Source organism: Bacillus weihaiensis (assembly GCF_001889165.1).
Classification (GTDB): domain Bacteria; phylum Bacillota; class Bacilli; order Bacillales; family Bacillaceae; genus Metabacillus; species Metabacillus weihaiensis.
Map to the genome: position 1 here is coordinate 1,353,929 of NZ_CP016020.1, position 13,946 is coordinate 1,367,874.

General features: G+C 34.9%; 11 protein-coding genes. 9 read left to right on the forward strand and 2 right to left on the reverse strand.

What is annotated here, in order from left to right; genetic code table 11:
• The first annotated feature begins 97 nt into the window (after positions 1-97).
• Positions 98-265: a hypothetical protein gene (locus A9C19_RS21970; protein ID WP_099092741.1), complete on the forward strand. Its 168-nt coding sequence runs from the start codon at positions 98-100 to the stop codon at positions 263-265.
• Between the two features lie 219 nt (positions 266-484).
• Complete coding sequence (locus A9C19_RS06420) at positions 485-2,023, forward strand: rhomboid family intramembrane serine protease (RefSeq protein ID WP_072579174.1); 1,539 nt, start codon at positions 485-487, stop codon at positions 2,021-2,023.
• On the opposite strand, the gene A9C19_RS06425 is transcribed toward A9C19_RS06420, so the two are convergent.
• Positions 2,013-2,885: a hypothetical protein gene (locus tag A9C19_RS06425; protein WP_072579175.1), complete on the reverse strand. Its 873-nt coding sequence runs from the start codon at positions 2,883-2,885 to the stop codon at positions 2,013-2,015. The two genes, A9C19_RS06420 and A9C19_RS06425, sit on opposite strands and share 11 nt — an antisense overlap.
• 340 nt (positions 2,886-3,225) lie before the next feature.
• On the opposite strand from A9C19_RS06425, the gene A9C19_RS06430 reads away from it, so the two are divergent.
• Entirely contained in the window at positions 3,226-4,689 is a 1,464-nt protein-coding gene (locus A9C19_RS06430) for a spore germination protein (protein WP_072579176.1), read from the forward strand.
• Positions 4,690-4,983: 294 nt separating this feature from the next.
• Here the strand turns inward: A9C19_RS06430 and A9C19_RS06435 are convergent, their stop codons facing one another.
• Positions 4,984-6,414 (reverse strand): carbon starvation CstA family protein, encoded by a 1,431-nt coding sequence (locus tag A9C19_RS06435; RefSeq protein WP_072579177.1) that lies wholly within the window; start codon positions 6,412-6,414, stop codon positions 4,984-4,986.
• A gap of 449 nt (positions 6,415-6,863) precedes the next feature.
• Between A9C19_RS06435 and A9C19_RS06440 the strand changes: the two genes are divergently transcribed.
• From A9C19_RS06440 to A9C19_RS06465, 6 genes are all read left to right on the forward strand, one after another.
• Complete coding sequence (locus A9C19_RS06440) at positions 6,864-7,067, forward strand: YqgQ family protein (protein ID WP_072579178.1); 204 nt, start codon at positions 6,864-6,866, stop codon at positions 7,065-7,067.
• Positions 7,068-7,291: 224 nt separating this feature from the next.
• On the forward strand, positions 7,292-8,257 hold the full coding sequence (locus tag A9C19_RS06445; RefSeq protein ID WP_072579179.1) for an ROK family glucokinase: 966 nt from the start codon (positions 7,292-7,294) through the stop codon (positions 8,255-8,257).
• Positions 8,258-8,747: 490 nt separating this feature from the next.
• Complete coding sequence (locus tag A9C19_RS06450) at positions 8,748-10,655, forward strand: LTA synthase family protein (protein ID WP_072579180.1); 1,908 nt, start codon at positions 8,748-8,750, stop codon at positions 10,653-10,655.
• A gap of 259 nt (positions 10,656-10,914) precedes the next feature.
• Complete coding sequence (locus A9C19_RS06455; RefSeq protein ID WP_072579181.1) at positions 10,915-11,997, forward strand: M14 family metallopeptidase; 1,083 nt, start codon at positions 10,915-10,917, stop codon at positions 11,995-11,997.
• 386 nt (positions 11,998-12,383) lie between these two features.
• Positions 12,384-13,499, forward strand: coding sequence for a YqgU-like beta propeller domain-containing protein (locus A9C19_RS06460; protein ID WP_072579182.1), 1,116 nt, complete (start codon positions 12,384-12,386; stop codon positions 13,497-13,499).
• Positions 13,500-13,513: 14 nt separating this feature from the next.
• On the forward strand, positions 13,514-13,822 hold the full coding sequence (locus A9C19_RS06465; protein WP_072579183.1) for an MTH1187 family thiamine-binding protein: 309 nt from the start codon (positions 13,514-13,516) through the stop codon (positions 13,820-13,822).
• The last annotated feature ends 124 nt before the right edge of the window (positions 13,823-13,946 follow it).

The following is a 13,946-nucleotide window of genomic DNA, read 5'->3' on the forward strand; positions in this document are numbered from 1 at the left end:
TCTGTTAAGCGTACTAAAGGAAACATGGAGCTTTATTTTTAGATTACGTGGATAAAAAACAGCCTTCCTACGAAAACTATAAGTAGGAGGGATAAACATGAGACGATTTATCGTACTTATCGCTAGTTTTTTTGCTTTGTATCGTTATCGTTACCGTATTGTAAATTATATTTTAGGTCAACCAGCTATTCGACGTTATTTTATTCAATTGTCAATGAAGGTACCATTCATAAGAGAGCGATTTGTAAGCAGAGCCTTTCATTAGATAAACGAGTACCTGCCGGCTTATTAAGTATATTCTACTTATTAAATAAATAAAGCCTCAATAAAAGCTGATTTTTTCAGCTTTTTATTTTTAAGCTGTTTTGTTTCTTTAGTGCTGAAGGTTACAAAGGTGCTCCCTATAAAAGACAATAAAGCGGTTTGCTTTCTTTTTATTTTATGATGTTGGTATAATGTAGAAAAAGAACTCGGAGCGGATTACATGGTAATTGTACAGGATTATGTCTACTGGTCTTTAATTGAACAATTGGTAATAGAACATGATTTTTCCATATTAGCTTTATCAACTGATGAAACAGAAATTTTATTGCAACCAGCTACTAACAAAAATATTTCAGTTCTTAGGTTGAGAAGAATGGATATTGATTGGGGGAACAGTCTCGCTAAAGATATTCAAATGGCGGGAGAGAAATTTCAACAGATTATGCAAACAGGTGCTAGGGGACCGCTAACTGTTTTTAATCTTTACATATCCAGCTTGCCACCTGTAGATGATTTTCCTGTTGAGTTTGTGGAAGGGTATACGTCAGGAACGAAAAAGCGTGTTACGATCACATCATTATTAGTTACATCAGAAGATCAAGAGCACAAGCTGATTGAATTAGGTGAAGCATTAAATGTGTCGATTCATCCGTTAGAAAAGAATGCACAAGAGAACGTAACGATAGATCATATTAATGAAGTTAAGAATCGAGTTATCCGCCAACAGCAAGAAATAAGAGAAGAAGAGAAAAAAATGTTTCAAAACGGGAAGCCGTTCTTTACGTATATTTTTTTGGCTTTTCAAATTGTCATGTTTTTAGTGCTTGAGCTTTATGGTGGAAGTGAAAATACAGAAACCTTAGTTAATTTCGGAGCTAAGTTTAACCCTTATATTTATGAAGGGGAATGGTGGAGACTTATTACCCCAATTTTCCTACACATAGGCTTTTTCCATTTGTTAATGAATAGCTTTGCCCTTTACTATATAGGTCCTGCTGTGGAGAGGGCATTTGGTTCCTTAAAGTTTTTACTCATTTATTTGATTGCGGGTATTGGCGGCTCGGTAGCTAGCTTTGCATTTAGTACGTCTGTCTCTGCTGGAGCATCTGGTGCTATATTTGGGTGTTTTGGTGCGTTACTTTATTTAGGACTCCATAATCGAAGAGTATTTTTTAGAACAATGGGTTCCAATCTTTTGGTGATTATTGGGATAAATTTAGCGCTAGGGTTTGTGATTCCTAATATCGATAATGCTGGTCATATAGGTGGCTTAATTGGTGGTTTCCTTGCAGCAGTCATTGTCCAGCTACCTCAGGAAAAGAAATGGTTATATAGAATACTTGGACTTTTAGCGGTAATAGGTCTATTTTTAGGTGCCTATCAACTTGGCCTTAACGTAACAGAAGAAGAATTTCCGCAATTAACAGCAAAGAAAGCACAAGTTCTTATTGCAAATGAGGAATATGAAGATGCCTATATGTATTTGCAGAATTACTTAGATAAAGGTCAAACCTCTAATGACATTTTATTTCTATTATCATATGTTGAAATACAGTTAGAAAAGCAGGATCAAGCAATTAAACATCTAGAAGAAATTATCTTGAGTGATGAAACCTTTCATGAAGCCCATTTTAATTTAGCTTTATTATATGAAAGAAAAGGAGAAGCTGAGCTAGCAAGGAAGCAAATAGCTCAAGCTTTAAAATATGATCCTACAAACCAAAGTTATCAAGCTTTTGAAGCCTCACTCACTGATTAAAGGTAATTTTTTGTACAAGTTTAATAGGAGTTCCGTCTTCTGTTTGAGTAAGAACGAGCATATGAGAATGGTTATTTGCTAGAAGAATTAAAGGCATGGTGCTTCCTATTGGAGAGAGTACCTTGCCTTCTTTTGTTTTAATACCTAAGAAATAATGCTTATAAAGTCCTTCCCATAAACTCCCTACTACTTCTTTAGTTTGGGCTTTTGTTAACTGAAGGAGTGAATGTGAATTGTATTTTGCTAGCTCTGATAAAGGAAGAGCGAAGTAGTCTTGGCTATCAATTTGAAAATAGTCAATTAACTCAGTCCAACTATATTCAAGATGCTGTTCGGTCACTTTGTTTAAGATTTTCTCCCATTCCTCTTCTTCCTCGGTTTGAGAGGACTTAAAGGAAAATAGGTTTGTGAACTCAGAGTCGATTATATAAAGCTGATCACTAGTCATATATTGGGTGCTTCTTATTTCATCCTTTAAATGAATTTCTCCATAGTGGAGACTAATCGCCTCATAATGTGCACTATCTTCTCCACTTATTTTTTTGTATTGAGCTATTTTTTGGCTCTGATCTTCCCACTCAGACAATGTTTCAATTAACTTTCCATTTGAAAACAATAGAGAAATATCTTGTCTTAAATATACTTCCTTATCTGTCTGGGAATGTACGTCCCACTCCATAAGATACTCGTCATCATCTTCGTTACCAACTAACTCAAGTGATGTAGAAGCTTTCGTAAACGTAATTGAGTCATCAATTGGGAAGTAAATAATACTTTCACGTACTGGGTTGAAAGTGAAATATGAGAATAAGGCAGAAGTGAAAAATGCTAAAAAAACTAGGTATATCCATTTCTTTTTCAAAATGTATCATCTCCGAAATAGGACAGGTTGATAAAGTTTATGTGATGAAAATAGTAAATATGCTAAGTGAGACAAGTTTGTTAAAAGCTCTTTTCTTAAAACTTGCTGTTGTTTTGTAAATTTAAAAGAATATAGACATCATTCGCACCTAAAGCCGAGGGTAGTAAGAAAGAAAGGAGCTCCTCTCCCTTTACAGACAGAAGGGGGAAAATCCGGCACTTAGGTTTTATAGGAAAGCATCAATCTATGCGAAAACAGCCTTGTTAAAATATACAGGTATGTTTTACCAGTGTTTCGGTTAGTATGGGTAATACAATGTGAGACGAAATGGAGTAAAGTAATGAAAATTGAGAGAGATAAAAAATTAGTTTCTAAAGTTTTTGATGAGAATATCTCCTATTTAAAGGAACGCCTCGGTGTAGATAAAAGTTTTGATGTCGTTCATTTAGACGTTGAATATGCCAAACGAAATATGTCTTTATTTATGGTTGATGGGTTTGTTAAAGATGATATTTTACATTACTTAATGAAATATTTATCTGAATTATCTCCAGAACAACTTGAAGAGAATACGTTAGAGAAATTGTTGAAAACGTATATCCCTTATGTCGAAATTGAAAAGACGGATGATTTAGATGTAGTCGTTCAAACAGTTTTAGCAGGTCCTACAGCGCTCGTTATTGAAGGTGTAGAAGAAGTTATACTAATAGACGCCAGAACATATCCAGTTAGAGGTCCTCAAGAGCCTGATATGGAAAGAGTAGTAAGGGGCTCACGAGATGGATATGTGGAGACGATCGTCTTTAATACAGCTTTGACAAGAAGGCGAGTGAGGGACCGTTCTTTGCGAATGGAATACCTTCAGGTTGGAAGAAGATCGAAAACAGATGTGGTTGTTTGCTATTTAGAGGATATTGCAGACCTAGATCATGTGAAAGAACTGAAGGAGTCTTTAGAAGCAATTGATACGGATGGTCTATCGATGGGTGAGAAGACAATTGAAGAATTTATATCTGGTCGTCATTTTAATCCATATCCAACTGTGAGATATACAGAAAGACCTGATACAGCAGCAGCACATTTATTTGAGGGGCATGTCATCGTGTTTGTAGATGGATCACCAAGTGCACTTATTACTCCTACAACATTTTGGCATCATTTACAACATGCGGAGGAGTACAGAAATAAGCCAATTGTCGGTGCGTATTTACGAATGGTAAGATTTATAGCTGTATGGGCATCTATTTTCATCTTGCCTTTATGGTTTTTACTTGCCCAAAACCCGAGCCTATTGCCTGAGGGCTATGAGTTTATTGGAATTGAGGACCACGGACAGGTACCCTTGTTACTTCAGTTCTTATTAATTGAATTAGGAATTGATGTACTGAGGATGGCTGCTATTCATACACCTTCTTCACTTGCAACAGCCTTAGGATTAGTGGCGGCTTTAATGGTCGGACAAGTAGCTGTAGAAGTAGGACTACTCACAAACGAAGTCATTCTCTATTTAGCGATTGCAGCGATTGGAACATTTGCTACTCCTAGCTATGAGTTAGGTCTCGCTAATAGAATATACCGAATTGTGTTGTTGTTATTCACAGCTTGGTTAGGACCTATTGGATTTATAGCTGGTTTTACAGGCTGGATTATTATGCTAGCGCGTATGAAGTCATTTAATGTACCTTATCTTTACCCATTCATACCTTTCGATTACCGAGCGATGAGGGATGTATTGTTTCGTTCTCCAATGCCTTTAAAAAACCGGAGGCCGACATTTTTACATCCTCAAGACCCTGATCGCTAATGATATAAAGGTTTCAAGTCCTAACGAAATCTTGTAGTTTGAATAAATAGAAACGGTAGCAAGTATTTCCTTGCTACCGTTTCTATTTCCTTTTATGGAACTAAGCTTCGTGAGAGTGTCTAATGTTAATTTTTTAACTTCGTAAATTGTAGTGTAAAGGCAAGAGATACCTACTTAAAATAGGGAAGCCTTTTGATCAATCGCAGGCATAAGTTTTTCTTGAGTAGAGTAGGTTCTTTGTCTTTATCAAAGAGAATGCCTGTAACTTAACAACCATGCTTATTAACCCTATATTTAAGCGGCATTCTCTAAGGAGATGCTTTTATTTTTATACGTATATATTTGATAGATAAACCATCCTAACACAGCTAAAAAGATAATAGACCCATAGATCATGGATAACTCATAGGAAAGATGGAATCCCTCAGGAGCATAGAAAATGTATGAGCTAGTAACTGCAGTCATAAACAAAGCAGGTATACTACAAATCCAATGGAATTTCGCATGTTGTAATAAATACATTGCTGCAGTCCATAACATAACAGTGGCAACTACTTGATTTGTCCATCCTACATACCGCCATAAAAACGAATAATCCATCTGAGTGAGCAAGTAAGTTGGAATGATAACAGGTATTGTCATGAAAGCTGTCTTAAATCGATAGTTTGTTTTTCCGTAGCGACCAAGTAACTCAACTAACATCATTCTTGACGAACGTAACGCTGTATCGCCTGTAGTAATTGGGAGAATAATAACCCCTAAAACGGCGAGAATACCACCAAATTGTCCGAGAGTTGTTTTACTGATTTCATTTACTACTCCTGCTGCTCCACCTTCAGCAAGTGCACCTTGTAATCCTTCCGTTCCACCAAAGAAAGTCATACCGGCTGCGGCCCAAATTAATGCGATAATTCCTTCAGCAATCATAGCACCAAAGAAAACTTTTCGACCTTCGCTTTCCTTTTTTAGTGTTCTAGCTAAAATAGGGCTCTGAGTACTATGAAAGCCAGAAATAGCACCACATGAAATAGTGACCATAAGAAGAGGCCAGAGTGGGAGTTCTTTCGGATGTAAATTTTCCAAAGTGATGTTAGGGATTGAATAATCCATAAAGAAAAGGGCAAAGCCAATAGAAACAGCCATAATTATTAAGATTAATCCGAATATTGGGTAAATCCTTCCGATTAGTTTGTTTATTGGAAGGACAGCCGCTAAAACGAAATATACAAAAATGAATAAAAGTGAAGCAGTATAGCTAAGTGGTGTGAGCTGCTCAACTAACTGCGCAGGTCCTGCAGTAAAAGCCGCAGCAACAAGAATCATAAGAATGAGTGAAATCAAATTAATAATGCTTTTAACGTGTTTGCCTAAATATCGACCTACTAAGCTGGGGTATTGTTCCCCACCATGTTTAACCGATAGCATGCCAGAAAAATAATCATGTACAGCTCCAGCAAATAAACAGCCGATTACTATCCATATAAAAGCGACTGGTCCATATAAAGCACCGAGTATTGCACCGAAGATGGGTCCTAAACCTGCTATATTTAATAACTGTATAAGCGTGGCTTTAACCCAGTTCATTGGCATATAGTCCAAGCCATCATTTTTTGTATAAGCTGGTGTTGCTCTATGGTCATCGATTCCGAAGATTTTTTCAACGACTTTTGAATAAATAAAGTATCCTCCTATTAAAATCAAAATCGATACGATGAATGTAATCATCCTTACTCCTCCTAAAAGTATCCTATTAATAAAATTAATCCCATTTTAAACCTGTAGGTAACAAAACACAATATCTTTTTCAGAAAAAATAAATTATTCAGATAAAAGTTTTTTATACCAGCTATCTCTAAGAAGTCAAAGAAGATTCATCATGTAATAGAGTAAGCTGTATGGAGTTATGAGTAATAAACAGTAAAATGATCATTTACTTAAAAAACAAATAATGCTAAAAGATCTTATTCAAAAATAAGAATCTCGTAAGATTATCTTACCTTTGGAGATAGTGACGGTGAAAAGGAATATGAACGATATATTGGCTTTAAAAATACGTAAAATTTTAAACGTTTTCTTGACGCTTTTTTCTTTTGCTTTATACTTTAATGTAGTGTGTAAATCTCATTCCTAAGTATAAGTGAAGATTTTTAAATGAATAGGTTACAGGTGATCTCATGAAAACAGTGTACGATGTACAACAATTATTAAAAAAATACGGTATCTTTATTTATATTGGAGACCGAATTGCAGATTTAGAATTAATGGAAGAAGAAGTTAGACAATTGTTTGAATCACAGCTCATTGAACCGAAGGATTATCAAATGGCGATCCTCATTTTAAGACAAACAGTACAAACTCTTAAAAAAAGTGATAGCTGAACCAATACTTTTTAAATGCAGATGCAGATGCAGATGAATACGTTGATCTTATTGTGAGTCATTGGATATAAAGACCAATAAAGTGGGTGGACTAACATCAATAAAGATATGTTAGCTGCACTTAAGGTTGATAAGTGACTAATTTGCAAATACTGGCATGTGTGTAGCAATGACAATGTAACCGATTACTAAATTTATATATAATAGAAGAAAAAGGTGATTGTATGAATGAACAATGGTTAGTTGGTGTTGATTTAGGTGGTACAACAATAAAAATGGCATTCATTAATTTTTATGGTGAAATTGTTGAAAAGTGGGAAATTCCTACAGATAAAACGGGGAAAAACATAACAACAGATATTGCTAAAGCGATTGACACAAAGCTTGAAATGCTAGGATATCCTAAATCGAAGCTGTCTGGAATTGGTATGGGTGCACCTGGACCTGTTAATTTAGACGAAGGTTTAATTTACGAAACCGTTAATTTAGGGTGGAAAAACTATCCGTTAAGAGATCATCTTGAAATGGAAACTGGTTTACCCGCTGTGATTGATAATGATGCTAATCTCGCTGCCCTAGGTGAAATGTGGAAGGGTGCAGGAGACGGTTCAAAAGATATTATCTGTGTCACACTTGGTACTGGTGTTGGTGGTGGGCTTATCTCAAATGGTGAAGTCATTCATGGTGTAAATGGTGCAGGTGGAGAAATTGGCCATATTACGGTAGTTCCTGATGGAGGAGCTCCTTGTAACTGTGGAAAAACAGGCTGTATAGAAACTATTGCATCTGCCACTGGTATCGTTCGGATTGCAAAAGAAAGACTAGAAGGCTCAGAACAAAAGACTTATTTACACACGATTTTAGAAGAAAAAGGAGAAATAACATCTAAAGACGTTTTTGAAGCGGTTCATAAGGGTGATGAGGTAGCTGAGGGAATTATTGAATTTGTAACAGCTAATCTAGGTTTAATGCTCGCTAATGTAGCTAATGGCTTAAATCCAGAAAGAATTGTTATCGGTGGAGGGGTGTCGAAAGCGGGAGATATACTTATTTCAAGAGTTGAAAAATATTTTAAACAATTTGCTTTCCCTAGAGTTAGAGACGCAGCTACGATTACCACTGCAACTTTAGGAAACGATGCTGGTGTCATTGGAGGAGCATGGTTAGCTAAAACTAAGCTTAATAAGTAAGAGTGCGTGAATAAGGCTTTCGCCAGGAATAGATGGCGAAAGCCTTATTCCTATTTTATAGGGAGTAAAAGAGATTAATGAATGGATACTAAGAAGATCATTATTTAAATCATTTTTCATAATTGCTTTTTACCTTTTTTTGCGTCTTAACAGCCTTTAGGCTCTTCGTATTCAATTTATAAAATGAATTCAATTAGCTTTAATTAGTAAAAAGGTAGTAGGATTTAAAACCTGAATAATATCCTGAATATTTTTACTTTATATCAATTGAAACTTTTTTGCGTTTCATACGTCTAATAATTGGGTAGAAAGAATAAGCTAAACATTATAATTCTAGCATGCTATTGTAAGGGGAATATTAAAAATGATTGATTTTTTGTAAAAGAAGTATTAAGATATGATTTAGTTGTTTAAAACCTAGCCTAATAAATGGAAATTATTAGAGAGATATAAAAACGCAGTTATCCTAAGGGATGAGGAGGTAAAAATCTTGCGTAAAAAAACATTTTCAAAAATATCCTTTTTACTTTTAGCAACAATATTTCTATGGATTAAAACGTATATAGTCTATAAAACTAGTTTTGACATTAAAATTGAAAACTTAACACAAGAGTTCATCTTATTTATTAATCCATTAAGCTTCTTACTTTTAATTTTTGGGGTCGGTCTATTCTTTAACGAAAAAAATCGAAACCGTTATATTTTTGGAGCGAGTATCTTTGTGACAGGCTTATTATTAGCCAATATGGTATTTTATCGCTTCTTTAATGATTTCTTAACAATTCCGGTTTTATTTCAGACAAGCAATATGGGGGATTTAGGAAGTAGTATAACTAGCTTATTCTTACCAAGTGACCTTCTAATGTTTGTTGATTTAGCAATACTTTTCTGGTTACTAAAAAAACCATCATTCCGATCTACAACTCTTACTCTAACAAGAAAAGAAAAATCAGCGTATTTCCTATTAGTAGTTGCGGTCTTTTTCTTTAATCTTGGTTTAGCTGAAACTGAGCGCCCACAGCTGTTAACACGTTCATTTGACCGTGAAATGTTAGTGAAGAATATTAGTGTATATAACTTTCATATTTATGATGCTGTTCTTCAATCTAAAACGTCTGCTCAACGTGCGTTAGCTGACAGTGATAACTTAACTGAGATTGAAAACTATGTAAATGCAAACAGGAAAGCCCCTAAGGACGATTTGAAAGGTATCGCAGAAGGTCGAAATGTCATCTTACTATCACTTGAATCTCTTCAAAACTTTGTCATTAATGAAGAGCTAAATGGACAAGAAATAACGCCTTATTTAAATGATTTACTAGATGAAAGTTATTATTTTGAGAACTTCTACCATCAAACAGGTCAAGGTAAAACGTCTGATTCTGAATTTCTAGTTGATAACTCACTCTATCCATTAGGTCGAGGTGCGGTTTTCTTTACAAATAGTAATAATGAATACAATGCTACACCTGAAGTATTAAAGGATTATGGATATTATAGCGCCATTTTCCATGCGAACAACAAAAGCTTCTGGAATCGTGATTTAATGTACAATTCATTTGGCTATGATCGCTTTTATGAAGTAAACGATTATGAAGTAAACGAAGAAAATTCAGTTGGTTGGGGATTAAAAGATATTGAGTTCTTTGAACAGTCTGTTCAACATATGAAGAACATGCCTCAACCATTCTATACTAGAATGATTACTCTTACGAATCATTTCCCGTTTGAATTATCGGAAGAAGATAAGCTGATTGATGAATTTGATTCAAATAGTAAAACATTGAATCAATACATCCCAACTGTACGTTATATGGATGAAGCTGTTAAACGATTCTTTGAAGAATTAAAGAAAACAGATATCTATGAAAACTCTATTATCATTATGTACGGTGATCACTATGGTATATCAGAAAATCATAACGTGGCAATGAGTAAATTCCTTGGAAGAGAAGTAACACCATTTGAGGTTGTTCAGCTACAACGAGTACCTTTCATTGTTCATATCCCAGGAGTTACGGATAAAGACCCGCAAACATTCTCGAAAGTAGCTGGACAAATTGATATTCGTCCTACGGTTATGAGCTTACTAGGTATTGACTCGAGCGAACAAATTCAATTTGGTACAGATGTGTTTTCTGATGACAAACTTTCATTTACTGTGTTAAGAGATGGAAGCTTCATTACAGAAAATAATGTTTATACTCGTGGTATTTGCTATGATAAAGCAACAGGACAAGAAACAGACCAAGCAATTTGTGAACCTTACATGGAAAAGGCAAAGCAAGAGTTAAGTTACTCAGATGAAATTATTTATGGTGATTTACTTCGCTTCTACGGAGAAGATGCTGAAACAGAAATGACAGCAACAGAAGAAGCGGAAGAAACGAAAAAATAATTAGCTAATTAGGCTGACTCAAGTAAGAAACACCTGTCGCTCAGGATTTCTTATGATGAGTCAGTTTTTTTAGTGAGTCTAGAAATGAGGTTTCCCTGTCATACGGTATGTGTTTTCTCTTCCCTTTAAGTACGAGTGACCAAAGCTACGCTACGTGTATTCAAAAACACAGCTTAGAAAATCAATATCAGGATAATGAACAACAAATTTGCTTTTCCTTCATAGGCTATACTAAATAGGCTTTTGGAGGTTAAGGATTATGGAAATAAAATTAATGAAAAGTATGACACTATCTGAACTTTCAACAAGAACAAATCTTGATGAACAAATCATATTAGACTCTAATCCTAATCTGACATTATCTTTCATTCGAGAAGAGCAACACTTATATCTACCAGATAACTGTGTATTAGATTGGAGAGGGTGTTCAATAATTGAACCTCTTCAAAAGGAAACAGAAATAATGAAAAAAGTATATGACTCTCAATCATTGTATAAGGAAATAACTAAATTGAAAGAGAGATATCCCTTTATTCAAACAGAAATTATTGGGTATAGTGTATTAAATAAACCGATTATAGAGATAAGAATTGGAAATGGTGCGAAAAAAATCCATATGAATGGCTCCTTTCATGCGAATGAATGGATTACGACAAGTATTATGATGTATTGGTTACATCATTTTTTAAAAGGAATAGTGAATGATGACATATTTCAAGACGCTTCTCTCGTTCAGATGTACAAAGAGACAACACTTTCATTTGTACCCATGGTTAATCCTGACGGAGTAGATTTGGTGTTAAATGGATTGCCTAATCAAGTAGAGTATGAGGCCCCGCTTCTACAAATGAATAATTTAAGTATTGATTTTAAGGACTGGAAGGCAAATATTCGTGGAATTGACCTGAATAATCAATATCCTGTTAAATGGGAAATCGAGAAGGCTCGCAAGCTCCCTAAAGCACCTGCACCAAGAGATTATCCAGGAGATCACCCTTTAAGTGAACCAGAGGCGATTTCATTAGCGGAACTCGTAAAAGCACGTAATTTTGACCGTGTCCTTGCTTTTCATACCCAAGGAGAAGAAATTTATTGGGGTTATGAAAGGAAAGAACCTAAGGAAGCCGAGCTGATTGTTAAAGAGTTTGAAAAGTTGAGCGGGTATAAAGCTGTAAGGTATATTGACAGTCATGCTGGTTTTAGAGATTGGTTTGTCCATGACTTTAAAAAAGCCGGCTTTACAATTGAACTTGGAAATGGTGTCAACCCATTACCATTTGAACAATTTGAGGAAATTTATGAAAAAAGTAAAGGTATTTTCTTCGCATCCCTTTATATGTGATTATTTGTAAAAAAACAGAGAACTCTTAATAATGGATTTCTTGTAAAGATGGCGCTTCACAAAAGGGCTTCTATGATAGAATATGACGTGAAAAAGGTATAGAGCCTCATGTGGCTGAAAAGCCAATGAGGCTTATTCAAGGATAAAAAGGATCTAATTTTATCCAAGGATAACAAGGATCTAATTTTATCCAAGGATAAAAAGGATCTATTTTTTTCCTAAGGGAAAGTGAATGTATTTCTCTATGGGTGTAGGTAACTTGTTGCACGAAAATAGACAAATTCTCTCAAATACATTCTAGTATGATGAAACCTTTTTCGAACGTATACGTATAAGTATTGAGTAGAAAAAAGATAGATAATTAGCAAGGGGTGTAATTGAAGTTGATGAGATTCACAAAATTAAGTATCATAAGTCTACTAATCTTCCTAGTTACAACTGGCTGTACGCCATCTCATCAACAAGAGGATGATCAAAATCTACTTTCTGAAGAAGATAATTCAACCCTTCATACTGAAAAGGAAAGTCAAGATCTACAGGAAGTCATAAAGCCTATTTCTCTTGATGAAATGGAGTTTCATTCAGTTGCTGGATGGAAAAACAATCAAGAAATTTTGTATATTACTAATAATGCAAGTGGGGCAGCCGTCTTTACATATCAAATTTTTAATGGACAATCAGATCTGTTTTTTCAATCAGAGCATCCAATCGTACAAGTAATGGCAAATGCTGATCAATCCTTATTTTTAATACATACAAGTCCTTCAAGCTATGAAGCAGAATTAATTTTCATGAATCAGAATGGGGAAGTAGTTTATGAAACGAGTGTAGCATCTACTGAACTTAACTATACGTGGAACCACATGGTTACTAGCCAGTTATTTGTATCAAGCTTTAACGAAGATTGGACATATCATACATATGTTATTGATCCTAAAAAGAACTCTATAGTGAAAGATTCTATTGCTGTTCCCTTTATTCAGTGGATTGATGAAACTAGCTATACAACGATTGAATGGGATGATAGCACCCCATCCTTAACAGCACCTTTATATCGATACAATGGTCAAAATCAACAGGAAGCATTAGTTGCTAATGAAGTGGTCGCAAATACGAACTATGAAGGTTACATTACCTCTATTGAGTTAGGGAACGAAGAAGGAGATGCCGCTGTCAGGTTTTATCGCTCAGACGGTTTACAGAAGGTTGGGGAAATGCCAACAAGACTTGTTTCTTTATATTCAGATTGGTCAATTCCTTACCATGACTTAGACGTTAAAAATGATATCTTTTATTTATTAGAAGTAAATATTGAAAAAACCTCTTTTTCTCTTGTTTCATATAGCATTGAAAATAAAGAAAAGAGAACTGTACTTGAAAATATTGATAATTTACCAATTCGTCTATCACCGAAAGGAGATTATGCGTTATATGGTGCAAGATTAGAAAAAGTGATAAAGTTAGAAGATGACAGGATGGAAGACCTGATTATTTTTAAATAGGAAGGAAGATGACAATGGCCATCGTAGATATAACAGTTATTCCAATTGGCACCAATTCACCTAGTGTTAGTGAATACGTCGCTGATATACAGAAAATTCTGAATAAATATGAAGCAGAAGGTAAAATTCACTATCAGTTGACACCTATGAATACACTAATAGAGGGTGAGTTACCCACTTTATTAGAAGTTGTAGCAGCAATCCATGAAGCCCCTTTCCATAAAGGAATTAATCGTGTAGCAACAAATATCCGAATAGATGATAGACGTGATAAAAAATCAACCATGAGTAGTAAGCTTGAAAGTGTAAATAGGCATTTATAAACACTAAATCGCTAAAATAGCTTTTGACAGATCATGAAAAAGAATAGCCTGCCTGAGCTATTTTAACCTAATTGGCTAGAGCATGAGCTTTAATTATCACATCACTTAGTCATACAAAAAAGAA